Below are 18,296 nucleotides of genomic sequence, written 5' to 3'. Positions count from 1 at the left end.
TTCCTGCGGGAAGCGCAGTATGACGGCCGCGCCTTCCGGGGGGCACCAGTTCCCCCCGGAGACCCCCCCTCCGCTCTCCGAGGGGAATTTTCCTTCGGTGCGGAGGTTACCCCACGGCTTTACTGCTGGTCGGGGTGGTACTCCTTGCAGGTGCACTTCTTCCACTTCAGACCGCTGCCGCAGGGGCAGGGGTCGTTGCGGCCGATCTTAACCACTTTCTTGGCGGGCTGCTTCTTCACGGTGCCGTCGTCGGCGCCGCTCTCGCCGGTGACCTTGGCCACCCGCTCCCGCTTGACCTCGCCGCCCACCTTGACCCGGGCCAGGAACAGACGGCGCACCGTCTCCTCCTGAATGGCGGCGATCATGTTCTCAAACATCTCGTAGCCTTCCCGCTTGTACTCCACAACCGGGTCGTGCTGGCCGTAGCCCCGCAGGCCGATGCCCTGGCGCAGCTCGGTCATGGCGTCGATGTTGTCCATCCAGTACTCGTCCACGACCCGGAGCATGATGACCCGCTCCAGCTCCCGCATAAGGGGCTCGCCCAGCTCCTGCTCCTTGCGGGCGTAGAGGTCCCGGGCCTTGCCCAGCACCAGCTCCACCAGCTCTTCGGCGTTGTAGCCCTCCAGCTCCTTGTCGGTGAGCTTGAGCTCCTCGGGGTGGAGGAACACGCCACGGAAGGGGGCCACGGCCTCCCGGAACTGCTCGGCGTCCATGTGCTTCTGCTCGCCCATGTGGCCGTGGATGGCGTTGGACACCACGGTGTGCATCATGTTCTGGACAGCCTCCTTGAGGTTGTCCCCGTCCAGCACTTTGCGGCGCTGCTCGTAGATGACCTTGCGCTGGGTGTTCATCACGTCGTCGTACTCCAGCACCGTCTTACGGGTCTGGAAGTTCTTGGACTCCACCCGCTTCTGGGCGGACTCGATGGCGTTGGTGAGCATCTTCTGCTCGATGGGGGTATCCTCGTCCACGCCCAGGGACTCCATCATGTTCATCACCCGCTCGGAGCCGAACAGGCGCATGATGTCGTCCTCCAGGGACAGGTAGAACCGGCTCTCGCCCGGGTCGCCCTGACGGCCGGCACGGCCGCGGAGCTGGTTGTCGATACGGCGGGACTCGTGGCGCTCGGTGCCCAGGATGAACAATCCGCCGGCGGCGCGGACCTTCTCGGCCTCGCCCTTGATGGCCTCCTTGTACTTGGCCTCGGCCTCGGCGAACATCTTGCGGGCGTTGAGGATCTCCTCGTTGTCGGTCTCGGCGTAGCCGGTGGACTCGGCGATGAGCTCGTCGGACAGGCCGGCCTTGCGCAGGTCGTTCTTGGCCAGGAACTCGGCGTTGCCGCCCAGCATGATATCGGTACCACGGCCGGCCATGTTGGTGGCCACGGTGACGGCCCCCAGCTTACCGGCCTGGGCCACGATCTCGGCTTCCTTCTCGTGGAACTTGGCGTTGAGGACGTTGTGCTTGATGCCCTTGCGGCGGAGCATCTCGCTGAGCTCCTCGGACTTCTCGATGGACACGGTGCCCACCAGCACGGGCTGGCCCTTGGCGTGGCACTCCTCGATCTGCTTGACCACGGCCCGGAGCTTGCCGGCCTCGGTCTTGTAGACCACGTCGTGGTGGTCGATACGGGCCAGAGGCCTGTTGGTGGGGATCTCCACGATGTCCAGCTCGTAGATTTCGTTGAACTCGTCCTCCTCGGTCATGGCGGTACCGGTCATGCCGGAGAGCTTGTCGTAGAGGCGGAAGTAGTTCTGGAAGGTGATGGTGGCCAGGGTCTTGGACTCGCGGGCCACCTGGACCTTCTCCTTGGCCTCGATGGCCTGGTGCAGGCCCTCGGAGTACCGGCGGCCGTACATCAGACGGCCGGTGAACTCGTCCACGATGATGACCTCGCCGTCCTTGACCACGTAGTCCTTGTCCCGGCGCATCAGGCCCCAGGCCCGGATGGCCTGGTTGATATGGTGGGAGAGGGTGGTGTTCTCCGGGTCGGCCAGGTTCTCGATGTTGAAGGCCTTCTCCGCCTTCTCGATGCCCCGGGCGGTGAGGGTGACGGTGCGTGCCTTCTCGTCCACCACGTAGTCGGCGTCGATGTCGGGGTCCTCCTCCTCCTTCTCGTCCACGCTGGCCACCTTCTTGGGCTTGAGGCGGGAGACGAAGGAGTCCACGATCTGGTAGAGCTGGGTGGACTGGTCGCCCTGACCGGAGATGATCAGGGGGGTACGGGCCTCGTCGATGAGGATGGAGTCCACCTCGTCCACGATGGCGAAGGCGTGGCCCCGCTGGACCATCTCCTGCTTGTAGATGGCCATGTTGTCACGCAGGTAGTCGAAGCCGAACTCGTTGTTGGTGCCGTAAGTGATGTCGGCGGCGTAGGAGGCGTGGCGCTGGGCGGGGGACACGTCGTGGATGACCAGGCCCACGGTCAGGCCCAGGAAGCGGTAGACCTTGCCCATCCACTCGCTGTCGCGCTTGGCCAGGTAGTCGTTGACGGTCACGATGTGGACGCCCTCGCCGGTGAGGGCGTTGAGGTAGGCGGGCAGGGTGGCCACCAGGGTCTTGCCTTCGCCGGTCTTCATCTCGGCGATGCGGCCCTGGTGGAGGATGATGCCGCCGATGAGCTGCACCCGGTAGGGGCGCATGCCCAGCACACGCCAGGATGCCTCCCGGCAGACGGCAAAGGCCTCGGGCAGGATATCGTCGGTGGTCTCGCCGTTCTTCAGGCGGGCCTTGAACTCGTCGGTCTTGGCCCGGAGCTCCTCGTCGGTGAGGGCCTTGTAGGGCTCCTCCAGGGCCTCAATCTTCTTTACGATGGGCTCGATCTCCTTGAGCTTCCGCTGGGAGCTGGTGCCGAAGATCTTCTTGAGCAGGTTAGCCATTTCTATCGTTCACCTTTCTTCCGTGCATTGGCAAAGGCCCGGGGCAGGCGGCTCCCGGCCGGAATTTCCTAAGTTAGCAGTATACCATAAACCTCCTGAATAAAAAAGTAGAAATTATGAACAAACCAGCGGGAGGAAAAAGTGTTTTTGTCGCCCGCGGCCGGGAATTTCCACTGAAAAAAGGTCGGTTTGGAAATTCTGTCCGTCCCGCCCTCTCGCCGGCGCTTTTTTCTTTCCCCATTTACGCCGCTTTTCTTTGGTGGTACAATGTATTCTGTATTGGTATCCGCATTTTTGCCGGAAAAGGAGCTGCTATGAAACGCCGCATTCTCTCTCTGGCCGCCGGACTTCTGCTGGTGCTCTCCGCCTGCGCCCCGGCCGGCCCCCAGTCCTCTGAGGAGCTGATCTACCCCACGTCCCACCCCTCGTCCACCCCGCCCCCCACGGAGAGCCAGGCCGTCCAGACCACGCCCGAGCCCTCCGCCTCCTCCCCCGCGCCCACGCCCACTGAGAGCCAGCCTGTCCAGACCGCCCAGGCCGGTGCGCCGGTGTGGGGCGTCCAGGAGAGCGAGTGCTCCCAAGCCGACGATGAGGACAAGAACGTGCTGCTGGTCCAGGGCAAGTTCTCCCTGCCCCTGATCGAAAACGCCGAAGGCGTGGCCGCCTATGAGGCCATCAACCAGTGGTACATGGACCTGTCCGCCGGGCTGCGGAGCGACACCCTGGCCAATGCCGGCCAGGCCGACGCGGACTACGCCCTGTCCAAGTCCATGGGGTACGCCTTCACCTACTACACCGACGAGGAATCCTACGAGATCACCCACCAGACCGACCGGATGGTGAGCATCCTGCGCACCCACTACGGCCACACCGGCGGCACTTACCCCACCCTGCTCTACATGGCCGACCACTTTGACCTGACCACCGGCGAGGTGCTCACCTTTGACGACTTCTTCACCGACCCGGACGCCGCCGCGTCCATCGCCCTGAAGGAGGTGCTCCGCCAGGCCGCCCAGGGGGACGCAAACGGCACCACCTACGACGCCGCCCTGACCGAGAGCCTGTTCGACCGGGAAAACTTCTACCTCACCGCCGACGCGGTGGTCTTCTTCTACCAGCCCCAGGACCTGGCCCCCAACGCCGCCGGCGCCCCCACCTTCCCGGTGGACCGGAGCCTGTTCGGGGACCTGCTGGCGCCCTGGGCCTGACAACTTTGACGATTTGGTGATACTATGCTCAACTGCAACGTAAAGGTAAACGACGTGTGCCGCCTCATCATCGAGGGGTACACCGCCGACGGCACCGGCGTGGCCCGGCTGGACGGGATCGTGGTCTTTGTCCAGGGGGGCGTACGGGGCGAGGAGTGCGACGTGCGCATTGAGAAGGTGGGCCGGAGCAACCTGTTCGGCAAGGTGGTGCGGGTGTTCCAGCCCTCCCCCGCCCGGATCATGCCCCAGTGCATCCACTACACCAAGTGCGGCGGCTGCCAGTTCCGGCACATGAACTACGCCGAGGAGCTGGAGGCCAAGCGCATCCGGGTGGAGGACTGCCTCCAGCGCATCGCCGGGCTGGACGTGACGGTGCCCGTCATCCACGGGGCCAAGGACACGCGCCGCTACCGCAACAAGGTCCAGTTCCCGGTCCAGCCCGGGCCGGAGGGCCCCCGGGTGGGCTTCTACCGCCAGCGGACCCACCAGGTCATCTCGGTGGAGGACTGCCTCCTCCAGCCGGAGACCGCCGCCCGGCTCCGGGCCGCCGCGGTGTCCTGGATGCAGTGGAACAACATCTCCGCCTACGACGAAAAGACCGGCCGGGGGCTGGTGCGCCATGTGTACGTCCGGGTGAACCGGGTGGGACAGTCCCTGTTCTGCCTGCTGGTCAACGGCAAGTCGGTGCCCCATGAGGACGCCCTGGTCCAGGCCCTGCGCAACGTGGAGCCCGGGCTGGTGGGCGTGGTGCTGGGGGGCAACGAGAAGAAGAACAACGTCATCCTGGGCGACTCCTACCGCACCCTCTGGGGCCGGGACGCCCTGGAGGACACCCTGTGCGGCTTCACCTTCCGGCTGTCCGTGCCCTCCTTCTACCAGGTCAACGCAAACCAGGCCGAGGTGCTCTACGGCCGGGCCCTGGACTTTGCCGGTCTCACCGGTAAGGAGACCGTGCTGGACCTGTACTGCGGCATCGGCACCATCAGCCTGGTGATGGCCCGGCAGGCGGGCAAGGTGTTTGGCGCCGAAGTGGTGCCCCAGGCGGTGGAGGACGCCAAGGAAAACGCCCTGCGCAACGGGGTGGACAACGCCGAGTTCCTCTGCGGCGACGCGGGGGAGGCCGCCCGGGCCCTGGCCGCCCGGGGCGTGAAGCCCGACGTGGTGTGTGTGGACCCGCCCCGGAAGGGCCTGGCCGAGGACGTGGTGGACACCATCGCCGCCATGGCTCCGGAGCGGGTGGTGTACGTCTCCTGCGACCCGGCTACCCTGGCCCGGGACGTGAAGCGCTTCACCGCCCTGGGCTACACCCTCCGCAGGGTCGAGGCGGTGGACATGTTCCCCCGCACCGCCCACGTGGAGAGCGTGGTGCTGCTCACCAGGGAATAAGTCAACAGGAGGCTTCCATGATCTTTCTTGAAACGCCCCGGCTGATGCTCCGCACTGTGGCACCGGAGGACGCCGCCGCCATCCACGGCTGGCGCAACGACCCCCGCTGCGTCCGGTACCAGCGGGGACAGGTCCGGGAGTACGGAGAAATCGCCGCTCTGGTGGAGGAGCACAGGGACGACGTTTTCTCTGTGGACGCCCCTTTTATGGCCGTGATGGCGCTCAAGGACATTAGCGAGCCGGTGGGCGAGATTGTGGTGATGCCCCAGGACGGCGCCATCTCCCTGGGCTTTACCGTCTCACCTCTGCACCAGCGCCGGGGCTACGCCTTTGAGGCCCTGACCGCCCTCACGGAGCTGCTGCACACCCGTTTCCCCCACTGGGAATTTCTCTGCTTCACCGACCCGGAGAATGTGCCCAGCATGGCGCTGCTCACCAGGCTGGGCTACCGTGACCTGGGCTATGTGCCCGCCATGGACTCCCGGGTGTTTGGCAAGTGGGTCACCGGGCAGACGGAAGCGGAAATTGCCCGGGCGGCGGAAGTGTCGCCCGGATCACCGGAGGAATCATGAACTGCAAGATAGCCATTTGTGACGATTCATCGGCGGACCGGCAGTACCTGTCCGCCCTGGCGGACCGGTGGGCGGCGGACCGGGGCCACACCATCCGGACCGCCTTCTTCTCCTCCGCCGAGGAGTTTCTCTTTCACTACGCCGAGGAGAAGGACTACGACATCCTGCTCCTGGACGTGGAGATGGGGGCCATGGACGGCGTGACCATGGCCCAGAAGCTGCGCCGGGACAACGAGACGGTCCAGATCATCTTTGTCACCGGCTACTCCGACTACATCGCCGAGGGCTACGACGTGGCCGCCCTCCACTATCTGATGAAGCCCGTCCGGGAGGACAAGCTGTTCTCCGTGCTGGACCGGGCGGTGGAAAAGCTCTCCCGGAATGAAAAAGTGCTCCACTTCGAGGTGGGCGGCGAGATGGTCCGGGTCCCGGTCCACCAGATAAAATACGCCGCCGTGTCGGGCAACTACGTGACCATCCACGCCGCCGGGGAAATCACCGTGAAAATGACCCTGGGGGAGCTGGAGGGGCAGCTGGACAGTCACTTTTACCGGGCGGGGCGGTCCATTCTCGTGAACCTGACCAAGATCAGCCGGGTCACCAAGTCGGAGATCAGGCTCAGCGACGGCACGGCCATCCCTCTGCCCAGAGGGGCCTACGAGGGCGTGAACCGGGCCATTATCAACATGGGGTGAGGGGCATGGGGCTCTTTTCCAAGCGAATCGACCGGCAGATCGCCTCCTACCAGCAGGATCTGGTGGAGACCCACTACCGGGAAGTGGACAACATGTACCGGCAGATCCGGGGCTGGCGGCACGACTACCGCAACCACATCCAGACCATGAAGGCCTATGCCGCCGCCGGTGACTGGGAGGCCATCAAGCGGTACCTGGACCTGCTGGACCAGGACCTGACCACCGTGGACACGGTCATCAAGACCGGCAACCCCATGGCGGACGCCATCCTCAACTCCAAAATTTCCCTGGCCCGGTCCAAGGGCATCCAGGTGGTGGCGGACGCCTCCATCCCGGTGAAACTGAAGTCGTCGGAGATCGACCTGTGCTGCATCCTGGGCAATCTCTTTGACAACGCCATTGAGGCCAGCCTCCAGCTGCCGGAGGAACGGCGGCTCATCCGGGTGTACATGGACATGAAGAACACACAGCTCTACATCTCCTTCACCAATTTCACCGCTGGGAAGAAGCTGAGCAAGGTGGGGAAGCTGTTCCGCACCACCAAGGGCGAGGGCCACGGCTTCGGGCTGGTGCGCATCGACGCCATTGTGGAGCGGCTGGACGGGTACATCAGCCGCAACAGCGAGGACGGCGCCTTTACCACCGAGATTCTGCTCCCCCAGGCGTGAGGTCTGCAATTCGTCCCCCCAGCATAACGATTCGTCCCCAGAATATTCTGGGGACGATTTTTTTGGTAGGATGGTACCAGAGGTGACCAAGATGGAAGAAAAGAAGAAATCCCCCTACAACATGTGGCAGAACACCGGCTTTATGCTCTCCGCCGCCTGGCGCAGCTGCCCCAGCGTGATTTTTCTGTGCATCGCGCTGGCGGTGGTCACCGCCGCCCAGACCGTGGCCGAGCTGCTCATTGCCCCTGCGGTGATCGCCAAGGTAGAAGAATCCGCGCCGCTGGAGTCCCTGCTTCTCACCATCGCCGGGTTCTCCCTGCTTCTGCTGCTCCTGTCCGGCCTGAAGCGGTATCTGGACACCAACACCCTGTTCGGCCGGGTCCATATCCGCATGAAGCTGGCCCGGAGCATCGGCCTGAAGGTCTCCCAGACCTCCTACCCCAACCTGATGGACGCCCAATTCAGTGACATGGAGTCCAAGGCCATTGACGCCTGCGGCAGCAATGACGACTCCACCGAGCAGATCTGGACCACCTGGACGGCCATCCTCACCAACCTGCTGGGCTTTGCCGTCTATCTGGCCATTCTCTCCGGCCTGCATCCTCTTCTGTTCTGCGTCATCGCCGTCACCGCCGCGGTGGGGTATTTTGTGGACAAGAAGGTCAGCGGGTGGGGCTACCGGCACCGGGAGGAGGCCGCCAAGCCCATCAAGGAGATGCGCTATATCCGCCAGACCGCCACAGGCCGCCCCCACGCCAAGGACATCCGCATGTTCGGCCTGGGGCCCTGGATGAATGAGGTGTGGCGCAAGTCCATGTCCCTGTTCCGGGCCTTTCTCCGCAGGCGGGAGTCGGTCTACCTGTGGATCAACCTGACCGACCTGCTGCTGACCTTAATCCGCAACGGCGCGGCCTACGCCTACCTCCTGTGGCTCACCCTGACCACCGGCATGAGCGCGGCGGAATTTCTGCTCTACTTCACCGCCGCCAGCGGCTTCACCCAGTGGGTCACTGGCATTCTGGACATGTTCAACCAGCTCCACCGGGAGAGCCTGGACATCTCCATGGTGCGGGAATTTCTGGACTACCCGGAGCTGTTCCGGTTTGAGGATGGGGAGCCTCTGCCCAAGGACCTGGCCACCCCCTGCGAAATCAAGCTGGAAAACGTGTCCTTCCGGTACCCCAAGGCGGAGAAGGACACCCTCCGGCACATCAACCTGACCATTCATCCTGGGGAAAAGCTGGCCATCGTGGGCCTCAACGGTGCCGGCAAGACCACCCTGGTGCGGCTGGTCTGCGGCTTTCTGGACCCCACCGAGGGCCGGGTACTCCTCAACGGAGAGGACATCCGCCGCTATGACCGCCGGGCCTATTACGAGCTGTTCTCCGCCGTGTTCCAGGACTTCTCCGTGCTGGAGGCCAGCGTGGCGGAGAACGTGGCCCAGCGGGTGGAGGGCATCGACACCGACCGGGTCATGGCCTGCCTGGACCAGGCCGGTCTGACGGAAAAGGTCATGTCCCTGCCCAAGGGGGTGGCCACCGCCATCGGCCGCCAGGTCTTTGAGGACGGCGTGGAGCTGTCCGGCGGCCAGACCCAGCGGCTGATGCTGGCCAGGGCCTTGTACAAGGACGGACCCATCCTGGTGCTGGACGAGCCCACCGCCGCCCTGGACCCCATCGCCGAGGAGGACATTTATCGGAAGTACAGCGGGATGACCGGGGGCAAGACCTCCCTGTTCATCTCCCACCGGCTGGCCTCCACCCGGTTCTGCGACCGCATCCTGTTCCTGGAGCAGGGGCGCATTGCCGAGGAGGGGACCCACAGTGAGCTGCTCACCCGTGGGGGCGGCTACGCAAAGCTCTTTGACGTACAGAGCCAGTATTACAGGGAAGGGGGCGAACACCATGGCGAATAAGGAGAAAACGCTGGGCTATCTGGCGGCCTGGAAGCTGAATCTGCGGGCGTGGGGCATCTGGCAAAAGCTCTGTCCCCAGGTATTTGTCTCTCTCCTGCTCTCCTCCGTGGTCAAGGCCGTCACGCCCTATGTGACCATTTTCCTGTCCGCCCGCATCATTGACGAGCTGTCCGGGGCCCGCAGGCCGGACCAGCTGCTCCGGTGGGTGGTTCTCACTCTGGCCTGTACGGCGGCGTGCGCCCTGCTCCAGGGCGTGCTCACCCGCTGGTCCAACTACGCAAAAGGCTGCGCCGGACAGCTGGACGACCAGCTCTATATGGACAAGATGGTGGCGCTGGACTACGCCGACGTGGACCGGCAGGCGGTGTTCGACCTGTACTCTCAGATCCGGCAGAACGAAAATTGGGCCGGCTGGGGCCTCCCCAAGACCATCTCCTTTTTTGAGTCCTTTGTCACGGCGGTGGTGCAGGTTCTGGGCGGCGTGGGCCTGTCGGTCAGCCTGTTCCTCTCCCCCGTCCCCCCGGGCAGCGGCCTGGCCTTCCTCAACCATCCCCTCTCCGCTGTCGCCATCCTGGGCCTGATGCTGCTGGCCGCCGTGGTCTCTCCCATGTGCGCCAACCGGGCCAACCGCTACTGGACCGACTACGCCGCAACGGTCCGCCTGGCCAACCGCATCCTGAGCTTTTACCCCTTGTTGGGTATGCAGCGGTCCCGGGCGGCGGACGTGCGCATCTACAAGCAGCATGAGAATGTCTGCGAGCCCTTTCTGGACCGGAACGACAACTTTGCCCCCGACTCCTATATCAGCCGCCTGGCAAGAGGCCCTATGGGGCTGCTCAACGCCCTGTCCCAGTGCGTGACCGTGGCGCTCACCGGTCTGGTGTACGTCTTTGTGTGCCTGAAGGCCTGGGCAGGCGCCTTCGGCGTGGGCTACATCACCCAGTATGTGGGAGCCATCACCCAGCTGTTCCAGGGCCTGTCCGTCCTGCTGGAGACCATGGGCCAAATCCGGGCCAACGGGGAATTCCTGCAGCTCAATTTTGAGTATCTGGACCTTCCCAACCGGATGTACCAGGGCAGCCTGACCACCGAGAAGCGTGCCGACCGGAAATACGAGGTGGAGTTCCGGGACGTGTCCTTCCGCTACCCGGACACCGACCAGTGGGCCCTGCGCCACGTCAACATCAGGTTCCGGGTGGGCAGCCGTCTGGCTGTGGTGGGCCGGAACGGCAGCGGCAAGACCACCTTCATCAAGCTGCTCTGCCGCCTATACGACCCCACCGAGGGGGAGATCCTGCTCAACGGCATCGACATCCGCAAGTACCGGTACGACGACTATATGCGCATCTTCTCCGTGGTCTTTCAGGACTTCAAGCTGCTGGCCCTGCCCCTGGGGGAGAACGTGGCGGGCGCGGCGGAGTACGACCGGGCCCGGGCGGAGAAGTGCCTGAAGGACGCCGGGTTCGGCGAGCGGCTCTCCGCCATGCCCAAGGGGCTGGACACCTGGCTCTACAAGGACCTGAACGAGGACGGCGTGGACATCTCCGGCGGCGAGGCCCAGAAGATCGCCATCGCCCGGGCGCTGTACAAGGACGCCCCCTTCCTCATCCTGGACGAGCCCACCGCCGCCCTGGACCCGGTGGCCGAGACGGAGATCTACTCCAGGCTCAACGACATCGTGGAGGACAGGACCGCCGTCTACATCAGCCACCGGCTGTCCTCCTGCAAGTTCTGCGACGAGATCGCCGTGTTTGAGGGCGGGCAGATCGTCCAGCAGGGCACCCACGACGCCCTGGTTGCCCAGGAGGGCGGCACCTATTCCGCCTTGTGGCACGCCCAGGCCCAGTATTATAATGAGTAAAACCTCAGGAGGTGGGCAGATGGTAGCACTGGTTCAGGACAAGCAGGAAAAAGCGCGCATTGCCCGCAGGGTACTGGAATCCCTGCCGGAGTGGTTCGGCATTGAGGAGTCCCGGGAGGCGTACATCCGGGAGAGCGTGGACCAGCCCTTTTTCGCCTGCTATGCGGACGGGGAGCCGGTGGGCTTCCTCTGCCTGAAGGAGACGGGAAAGGCCACCGCGGAGCTGGCGGTGATGGGGGTCATGCCCGCCTTCCACCGGCGGGGCCTGGGCCGGGCCCTCTTTGACCGGGCCAGGGAATATGCGGAGGACCACGGCTACGCCTTCCTCCAGGTCAAGACCGTGCAGATGGGCCGGTATGAGATCTACGACCGCACCAACAAGTTCTATCTCAGCCTGGGCTTTCAGGAGTTTGAGGTGTTCCCCACCCTGTGGGACGCGCACAACCCCTGCCAGGTGTACGTCATGGCCCTGCGTCCCCCGCTGTAAAAAACACGTCCCCCGGGAGCGCTGTCTCCCGGGGGACATGTTCTGTTTCAGGCTGTTCAGCCGAACTTGCGGTACAGGAAGGTGAGGATCTCGCCCCGGGAGCACTCCCGGTTGGGGGTGAAGGTGTTGTTCCCGGTGCCGTTGGTCAGGCCGGTCTTGACCGCCCACACGGCGGCGTCGGCAAACCAGTCTCCGGCGGGCACGTCGGTGAACCCGGCGCTGCCGCCCACGCTGGGAGAGCCCGCCAGACGGTAGAGGAAGGTCACCGCCTGAGAGCGGGTCACCGTCATGTCGGGGCTGAAGGTGGTGGCGGAGGTGCCGGTGGTGATGCCGTTCTCCACCGCCCACTGGATGGCCCACAGCTCGGTGCGCCGGTCCAGGTGGGCGGGCAGGTCGGTGAAGTAGGGGCCGTAGATGTCCTCCGGCTCCGGGCCGCCCATCAGCTGCCACAGGTAGAGCACCAGCTCCAGCCGGGTACAGGGCGTGGCCGCGCCGAAGAAGGTGGTGTCCTCGCTCTCCGCCATGTTCTGGCAGTAGGCCCAGGTCACCGCGTCATAGCAGTAGTCCCCCTCCTTCACGTCGGTGAAGAAGATGGGCTTGCCGGTGTAGGAGTCCACCACCCGCACATTGATCCGGTTGGTGAAGGCCCCGTCTGGGGTGGAGACGGTGATGACGGCGCCGCCGTTGGCAATGGCGGTGATGACGCCGTTCTGGTCCACGGTGGCCACCTCCGGGTCGCGGCTGGACCACACCACCTGCTGGTCGGCGGTGCTGGGCAGCACATAGCTGCGCACCCGCAGCTGCTGGCCGGGCACCATATCCAGCTCCTTGGCGGTGACGGAGACGCCGGTGGCCGCGGCGCCGCTCCCCCTGGCATACACCGTCAGGGTCACCGAGGTGGTAAGGTACTGGCCGTTGACGGGCTGGGCGGTGGTAGCCTTCAGGGTGGTGGTGCCCGCCTTCAGGCCGGTGATGGAGACGGCGGTCTTGTCGGCGGCGGTGGCCTTCACGGAGGCGATGGAGGGGTCGTCCACCTGCCACTCGATGGCGCACTCAGGCGCGCCGTTGGGCTGGAAGCTGACCATGGTGTAGATGGTGTCCCCCACCTTCACGTTGAAGCCGTCCGCAGGCTTCACCAGGCTGATCCCCTCCAGCAGGACGGCCTGCTTCACGGTCACAGTCACGGTGGTGCTGTGTCCGCCGAAGCCCAGGGTCAGGGCGGCGGTGCCCGCCCCCACGGCGGAGATGCACACACCGCCGTTCTCCATGCTCAGGGAGACCACGGACTCGTCGCTGGTCTCAATGATGGTGGGCACCACGGGGGCTTCGCCGTTGGTGACGTACACCAGGGCCTTTTCCCCGGTCTCCATGGACTGGGGGGTCTGGATCACCTGGACGTTCATGTAGGCCTCCGCCACTTCCACGGAGAAGAAGTAGCGCTCCGTACCGGAGGACGGGGTGGACTCCGGCGTGGCGGCGGCGGTGGTGAAGTTCTGCACCCAGTAGGTGTTGCCCCGCACGTCCCGGACACAGGCGATGCCCACGGACTGATAGTCGCCCAGCATGTTGGCCCTGTGGCCCTCGGAGTTGTACCACTCCTCGGTGGCCTTGGAGGGGCCTATGCTTCCGCCGCCAAAGAGCAGGTTCTCACCCATGCCGCTCCCCTCATAGGGGCTGCCCGCCGGCCGGGCGGTATCAAAGCGCTGGCCGTTGGGTCGGGTATGGCTCAGGTAGACCGCGCTCTCCGCGGCCCGGAGCAGGGCCATCTCCATCATGTTCTTGTCCATGACCAGGTCGCCCAGGCCGTTTTCCCGCCGCACCTCGTTGAGCATCTCCAGCTCCTGGTAGGCGGCGGAGTAGTCCACCGTCAGATCGATCTTCACCGTGGCGGTGGAAGCGGCCAGCGCTCCCACGGGCAGCAGCCCCATGCTCAGGCACAGACACAGCAGGAGGGCCAGAATTCCTCGTTTTGTTCTTCTTTCACTCACACAATCTCCCCCATTTCGCCGCAATACGCGGCATTATCAGATGTTTGGATTGTACCGCCGCAGCAGGTCCCATGAGCGGCACATAAATGCCGGATTTTCTTAGCGTTTCGAAGCTTTTGCTTATTATATCACCCTCCATTTTTTCCTGTCAATTATATTTCTGGAAGTTCGTCCCTTGTAATTTCTCTCTTCTTTTTTCTGAAAGGCGGATTCCATGCCGGCAGGAAAAGGCGGTATATCCGCCGGCCTTTTGGCCGGTAATATACCGCCCTGCCGTCTTGTCCCGTCAGGCCGCCGTCCGGTCGCTATGGGCCGCCGGGATAACCTGGCGGCGGGTCTGCCGAAGGGCGCCGGGGAACTTCCGCAGGGTCCCCAGGTTCGCGTTCCGCTGTATGTACCCAGAGCAGATCCCCATCCGCTCCAGCCCCCGGCTGTCCGGCCGGGCGCCCACCGTGAGCCCCACCCCCAGCCCGGAGGCCGCCAGAAATGTGGTCCGACTGTACATGCGCATCCCCCTCCCCGCATCTGTCCGCTGCCGCCGGGCAATCCCCCAGCTTGTGAGAGACAGGATACGCCTTTTTTCTCTTTTTTACCTTTCAAAAAAGATGCAACCTCTCCCCCGCCCCAAAATGATCAGGACGGGCATCCCCAATATGGACGGAGCCGCTGCGCAGAACGCCGCCGGTCCGGCAAATGCCGGACCGGCGGCGTTTTTTCCTTCTGTCGGCTATTCTTTCCCCAGAAATCCGGTCTGTCCGTCGCTGGGCGAGAACAGAATCTGAAACTGGACAGTGCGGAAGGCCCCGTCCACGTGCCAGCCGTCCTTCAGGTGCATCTCCAGGGCGGTGAGCACCGGGTACTGCCGCCAGGAGGTCTGGTGGACATAGTTCATCCAGGAGTCCAGGAGGTACCCGGCCCCGTTCTCCGCCGTCACATAGGTCACGTAGCCCCGGGCGTTCTCTCCGTCCCTGGGCAGGGAGAAGGAGGCGAAGATGTCCGTCTGGTCCTGTCCGCTGGAGAAAAATCCGCTGGAGGTGTAGGTCACAGGCCCTAGGAAGGCATAGGGCGCGGTCCAGGTCCGGCCGTCCCGCTCGCACAGGAGCCGTCCGGTGACCGCTTTGTCCTGACTCCAGCCCATCTCAAGATTCCAGGCGGGCCAGAGCTGTATGGCCTCGGTGCCCCACCAGCCCGGGTCGGCCACCCACCGGAAGTGGTGGAACACCTTCCACCGCTCCCGCTCGCCGGGCAGCTTTACCGCCACGCCGGTGATCCGCAGCTCCTTTACGTCGTAGACCGTACTGTAAACGGTGGTGTTCCCCTCCTGGGTGACAATCTCCCGCCCCTGGTTGACGGGGTAGTCGTCCTGGTCCCACACCACCGCCAGCGCGCCCCGGCACTCCTCCAGGTCCTCTTCGCTCAGGTCGGCCAGCACGGTCTCCGGAAAGCCCAGGCCGGCCAGTTCCTGCCGGATGTCCTCCGCCTCTGCCGCGGCTGTCTCCGCCAGGGGCGTCCAGTCCATGGGCAGCTGCCCACCCCACAGCCAGCCCGCCGCCAGACCGGCGGCCACAACCGCCCCTGTGATCACAGCCAGCGCCCGGTCGGACAGCCGGACCGCCGCCGGACGGAGCGCATACCCCGCCTCCTCCATCTCCCTGGACAGGCGGAACAGGCTGTGGAGAATCATGCCGTAGGCGGCCACCAGCACCAGGCCCAGGATGAGTCCCCCCTGCCAGCCCACAAGGCCCAGCAGAATAACGAGGATGTTCCACACCAGCAGAGCGCCGCCCGCTCGCGCGCCGGGCTCCAGCCCGGCCCGCTGCCGCACCGCCCGCAGGCCCCGCCACAGCCAGAAGATCTGGAGCATCTGCAGGCCGTAGCTCAGCACCGTGACGCCTTTGTCCACGCCGTCGGGCCAGCGGAGGATGGTGGCGCCCTGAATGATCAGGACCAGCACCAGCAGCCCCCGGACCACAACCGTCCACCAGCAGGCGGCCAGCTGCCGGTTCTCCCGGCGCATGGGCCGCAGGCCCAGCACCAGCAGAAAGGCGCCCACAGCGGGCAGGATATAGTTCAGGCCGCTGGCGTTGATGGTGATGTTCTCCAGGGCCAGACCGGCCAGCGCCAGGTACATGCTCCGCCGCCAGGGGGAGACCTGCCTGACCACGTCCTCGGGGGGCAGCTCGGGCAGGCTGTCCCGGAGGAGCTCATCAAACTTCTTCCGCCGCTCAGGTCCGTCCATGGCCGTCACCTCCCAGCTGCTTTCTCAGCCGCTCCCTGATGCGGTACAGCCGCCCCTCCACCGCCCTGGGCGTCAGGCCCAGCTCGGCGGCGATCTGCTCCGTGGACTGCATATAGTAGTACTTCCGGTAAAAGAGCCGCAGGTCCTTCTCGGGCAGCCGGGCGATGGCCTGCCGCAGTTCCTCCCGCCGCTCCCGCTCCAGCAGGGCCTCCTCCGGGGGCGGCTCCGGCGCGGGTGTGTGCTCGGAGAGGGCCTCCGTCCCCCGGCCGCTCTTCCGCAGGCGGTTGAGGGCGGTGTTGCGGGTGACGGCCGTGAGCCAGGCGGTCCAGCTGCCCCGGTCCGGGTCGTACCCGCCGATGCCGTCCCACACCCGCATGGCCGCCTCGGACAGGCACTCCTCCCGGTCCTGAGGGCTGGCCAGAATGGGCTCGATGATGTACCGCATCAGGGGGCCGTAGTGGCGCAGCAGGTCCTCCGCCCCCTGCTCCTCCCGGTCCCGGATGCGCTGGATGAGCTCCTTCTCCCCCACGGCCTTCCCTCCCCTCTCCGGCGGTCTTTTCTTCTATCTTATCATACACGGCTTTTCGTAAAAACCCACGGCAAAAAGGAGAAAAATTCGGGGAAACTATTGTGGCATTGGGGTTGGATATCTGCTATACTTTGAGACGTATCAGCTTTGAATTTTGCCCGGGAGGCGGATGTTTTCCGGGCTGTTTGGCAGGAGTGTGGACATGGGCGCACAGATGGAAGGGATCAACGGAGGGGCGGGGCACTGTTCCCTGGAGAAGCGGGGCTGCGGCGGCTGCCCCATGCTCTCCCTGCCCTACGATGAGCAGTTGAGGCGGAAGCAGGCGCGGCTGGAGGAGCTGCTGGGAGAATTTGGCCCGGTGGCCCCCATTCTGGGCATGGAGCACCCCTGGCACTACCGCAACAAGGTCATCTCCTCCTTTGCCTGGGGGCCGGGCAAGGCCCTGGTCAGCGGCATCTACGCCCAGGGCACCCACCGTGTGGTGCCGGTGGAGCAGTGCCTCCTCCACCGGGAGGAGCTGGACCAGGCGGTGGCCGCCGTGCGGCAGGCCGCCCGTGAGTTCCGGTACCAGCCCTTTGACGAGAACCGCCGCACCGGCCTGATCCGCCATGTGCTCTGCCGCCACAGCCTGACCACCGGAGAGGTGCTGGCCGTGCTGGTGACCGCGTCGCCGGTGCTGCCGGGGGCCAGGGCCTTTGCCGCCCGGGTGAAGGAGCTGTGCCCCGCCGTGGCCACCCTGGCCCAGAACGTCAACCCCAGGCCGGGCAGCGCCGTGCTGGGGGACCGGGAGAAGATCCTCTACGGCCGTGGGTACATTGAAGACGTGCTCTGCGGCGTGAAGTTCCGCATCTCCCCCTCCAGCTTCTATCAGATCAACCCGGTGCAGACCGAGGTTCTCTACTCCGCCGCCATCTCCGCCGCCAAGCTCACGGGGAAGGAGCGGGTACTGGACGCCTACTGCGGCGTGGGCACCATCGGTCTGTCCGCCGCCGCCCACGCGGGCAGCGTGGTGGGCGTGGAGCTCAACCGGAGCGCCGCCGCCTGCGCCGTGGACAATGCCAGGGCCAACCACATCCCCAACGCCCGTTTCCGCTGTGGGGATGCCGCCGCCTTCCTGGACGGCATGGCCGCCCGCGGGGAGATGCTGGACGTGGTGTTCCTGGACCCGCCCCGGGCGGGCAGCACCCCCGTGTTTCTGGACGCCCTGTGCCGGGTGTCCCCTCCTCGGGTGGTGTACATCTCCTGCAACCCGGAGACCCAGCGCCGTGACCTGGACTATCTGGTCCGGCGGGGCTGGAAGGTGGCGTCCATCCAGGGGGTGGACATGTTCCCCCACACAGAGCACATCGAAACGGTAGTATTATTGTCCAAACTCAATACCAAGCAGCATATTGAGGTGGAGCTGAATCTGGACGAGCTGGATTTGACAGCGGCGGAGAGCAAGGCTACCTATGAAGAGATTAAGGAGTATGTGCTGGAAAAGCACGGCCTGAAGGTGTCCAGCCTGTATATCTCCCAGGTCAAACGGAAGTGCGGGTTGGATGTGGGGCAGAACTATAATTTGTCGAAGAAAGAAAACGCTAAAGTGCCGCAGTGTCCGCCGGAGAAGGAAGCGGCGATTATGGAGGCATTGAAGCATTTTCAGATGATCTGATATTGAAACCATGGATGATTTGCCAACCGGCGATCAACTTCGCATCAAATTTCGATATATTTCAAATGCAAGCTAAAAAGACGCCACACCGTCCACTGAACGTCAGCGAATGATGTGGTGTCTTACTTAGTATTATGTCGATTTTATGAGCTATTCCGGTTTCTGATGCCAATAGATTGAACTGGACTTAAAATCCTCACACATTAGTGTTAGCG

14 protein-coding genes are annotated in these 18,296 nt (G+C 64.5%); 9 read left to right on the top strand and 5 right to left on the bottom strand.

The annotated features are described in order from the left end of the window. Positions 1-119: 119 nt before the first annotated feature. A complete protein-coding gene (secA, locus tag WMO64_RS00185) occupies positions 120-2,879 on the bottom strand; it encodes a preprotein translocase subunit SecA (RefSeq protein WP_294522537.1) in 2,760 nt (919 codons plus the stop codon). Between the two features lie 314 nt (positions 2,880-3,193). Between secA and WMO64_RS00180 the strand changes: the two genes are divergently transcribed. The 8 genes from WMO64_RS00180 (at position 3,194) to WMO64_RS00145 (ending at position 11,671) form a co-directional block, all read left to right on the top strand. Beyond that, positions 3,194-4,087, top strand: a complete 894-nt coding sequence (locus WMO64_RS00180) for a DUF3298 domain-containing protein (protein ID WP_349230615.1) — start codon at positions 3,194-3,196, stop codon at positions 4,085-4,087. A 24-nt stretch (positions 4,088-4,111) separates the two neighbouring features. Continuing rightward, positions 4,112-5,473, top strand: a complete 1,362-nt coding sequence (gene rlmD, locus WMO64_RS00175; RefSeq protein ID WP_349230614.1) for a 23S rRNA (uracil(1939)-C(5))-methyltransferase RlmD — start codon at positions 4,112-4,114, stop codon at positions 5,471-5,473. 17 nt (positions 5,474-5,490) lie between these two features. Continuing rightward, positions 5,491-6,045, top strand: a complete 555-nt coding sequence (locus WMO64_RS00170) for a GNAT family N-acetyltransferase (protein ID WP_349230613.1) — start codon at positions 5,491-5,493, stop codon at positions 6,043-6,045. Continuing rightward, complete coding sequence (locus tag WMO64_RS00165) at positions 6,042-6,740, top strand: LytR/AlgR family response regulator transcription factor (protein WP_349230612.1); 699 nt, start codon at positions 6,042-6,044, stop codon at positions 6,738-6,740. Before WMO64_RS00170 ends, WMO64_RS00165 begins: the two co-directional genes overlap by 4 nt. A gap of 5 nt (positions 6,741-6,745) precedes the next feature. Beyond that, positions 6,746-7,408 carry a sensor histidine kinase gene (locus WMO64_RS00160; RefSeq protein WP_349230611.1) on the top strand — a complete coding sequence of 221 codons (663 nt, stop codon included), beginning with the start codon at positions 6,746-6,748 and terminating at the stop codon, positions 7,406-7,408. A 91-nt stretch (positions 7,409-7,499) separates the two neighbouring features. Next, on the top strand, positions 7,500-9,323 hold the full coding sequence (locus WMO64_RS00155; RefSeq protein WP_349230750.1) for an ABC transporter ATP-binding protein: 1,824 nt from the start codon (positions 7,500-7,502) through the stop codon (positions 9,321-9,323). Continuing rightward, positions 9,313-11,184, top strand: a complete 1,872-nt coding sequence (locus WMO64_RS00150) for an ABC transporter ATP-binding protein (protein WP_349230610.1) — start codon at positions 9,313-9,315, stop codon at positions 11,182-11,184. The genes WMO64_RS00155 and WMO64_RS00150 overlap by 11 nt, the downstream gene beginning before the upstream one ends. A gap of 19 nt (positions 11,185-11,203) precedes the next feature. Beyond that, positions 11,204-11,671 (top strand): GNAT family N-acetyltransferase, encoded by a 468-nt coding sequence (locus WMO64_RS00145; RefSeq protein WP_349230609.1) that lies wholly within the window; start codon positions 11,204-11,206, stop codon positions 11,669-11,671. A gap of 56 nt (positions 11,672-11,727) precedes the next feature. On the opposite strand, the gene WMO64_RS00140 is transcribed toward WMO64_RS00145, so the two are convergent. The 4 genes from WMO64_RS00140 to WMO64_RS00125 all read right to left on the bottom strand — a co-directional run bounded on the left by WMO64_RS00140 (position 11,728) and on the right by WMO64_RS00125 (position 16,427). Further along, on the bottom strand, positions 11,728-13,659 hold the full coding sequence (locus WMO64_RS00140; RefSeq protein ID WP_294520301.1) for an S-layer homology domain-containing protein: 1,932 nt from the start codon (positions 13,657-13,659) through the stop codon (positions 11,728-11,730). A gap of 286 nt (positions 13,660-13,945) precedes the next feature. Then, a complete protein-coding gene (locus WMO64_RS00135; RefSeq protein ID WP_294520305.1) occupies positions 13,946-14,164 on the bottom strand; it encodes a hypothetical protein in 219 nt (72 codons plus the stop codon). Positions 14,165-14,386: 222 nt separating this feature from the next. Next, a complete protein-coding gene (locus WMO64_RS00130) occupies positions 14,387-15,898 on the bottom strand; it encodes a hypothetical protein (RefSeq protein WP_349230608.1) in 1,512 nt (503 codons plus the stop codon). Continuing rightward, entirely contained in the window at positions 15,885-16,427 is a 543-nt protein-coding gene (locus tag WMO64_RS00125) for an RNA polymerase sigma factor (protein WP_349230607.1), read from the bottom strand. Before WMO64_RS00125 ends, WMO64_RS00130 begins: the two co-directional genes overlap by 14 nt. 202 nt (positions 16,428-16,629) lie before the next feature. On the opposite strand from WMO64_RS00125, the gene rlmD (WMO64_RS00120) reads away from it, so the two are divergent. Continuing rightward, positions 16,630-18,081, top strand: a complete 1,452-nt coding sequence (gene rlmD / locus WMO64_RS00120; protein WP_349230606.1) for a 23S rRNA (uracil(1939)-C(5))-methyltransferase RlmD — start codon at positions 16,630-16,632, stop codon at positions 18,079-18,081. Positions 18,082-18,296: the final 215 nt, after the last annotated feature.

The sequence above is a fragment of the Pseudoflavonifractor intestinihominis genome, from assembly GCF_040096055.1.
Taxonomy (GTDB): Bacteria; Bacillota; Clostridia; order Oscillospirales; family Oscillospiraceae; genus Pseudoflavonifractor; species Pseudoflavonifractor intestinihominis.
This window is presented reverse-complemented; position numbering and strand designations above follow the sequence as displayed.

Bases quoted from the DNA above. Each gene is read 5' to 3' on its own strand.
- secA (WP_294522537.1), bottom strand. From the start codon at position 2,879: ATGGCTAACCTGCTCAAGAAGATCTTCGGCACCAGCTCCCAGCGGAAG.
- WMO64_RS00180 (WP_349230615.1), top strand. From the start codon at position 3,194: ATGAAACGCCGCATTCTCTCTCTGGCCGCCGGACTTCTGCTGGTGCTC.
- rlmD (WP_349230614.1), top strand. From the start codon at position 4,112: ATGCTCAACTGCAACGTAAAGGTAAACGACGTGTGCCGCCTCATCATC.
- WMO64_RS00170 (WP_349230613.1), top strand. From the start codon at position 5,491: ATGATCTTTCTTGAAACGCCCCGGCTGATGCTCCGCACTGTGGCACCG.
- WMO64_RS00165 (WP_349230612.1), top strand. From the start codon at position 6,042: ATGAACTGCAAGATAGCCATTTGTGACGATTCATCGGCGGACCGGCAG.
- WMO64_RS00160 (WP_349230611.1), top strand. From the start codon at position 6,746: ATGGGGCTCTTTTCCAAGCGAATCGACCGGCAGATCGCCTCCTACCAG.
- WMO64_RS00155 (WP_349230750.1), top strand. From the start codon at position 7,500: ATGGAAGAAAAGAAGAAATCCCCCTACAACATGTGGCAGAACACCGGC.
- WMO64_RS00150 (WP_349230610.1), top strand. From the start codon at position 9,313: ATGGCGAATAAGGAGAAAACGCTGGGCTATCTGGCGGCCTGGAAGCTG.
- WMO64_RS00145 (WP_349230609.1), top strand. From the start codon at position 11,204: ATGGTAGCACTGGTTCAGGACAAGCAGGAAAAAGCGCGCATTGCCCGC.
- WMO64_RS00135 (WP_294520305.1), bottom strand. From the start codon at position 14,164: ATGTACAGTCGGACCACATTTCTGGCGGCCTCCGGGCTGGGGGTGGGG.
- WMO64_RS00130 (WP_349230608.1), bottom strand. From the start codon at position 15,898: ATGGACGGACCTGAGCGGCGGAAGAAGTTTGATGAGCTCCTCCGGGAC.
- rlmD (WP_349230606.1), top strand. From the start codon at position 16,630: ATGGGCGCACAGATGGAAGGGATCAACGGAGGGGCGGGGCACTGTTCC.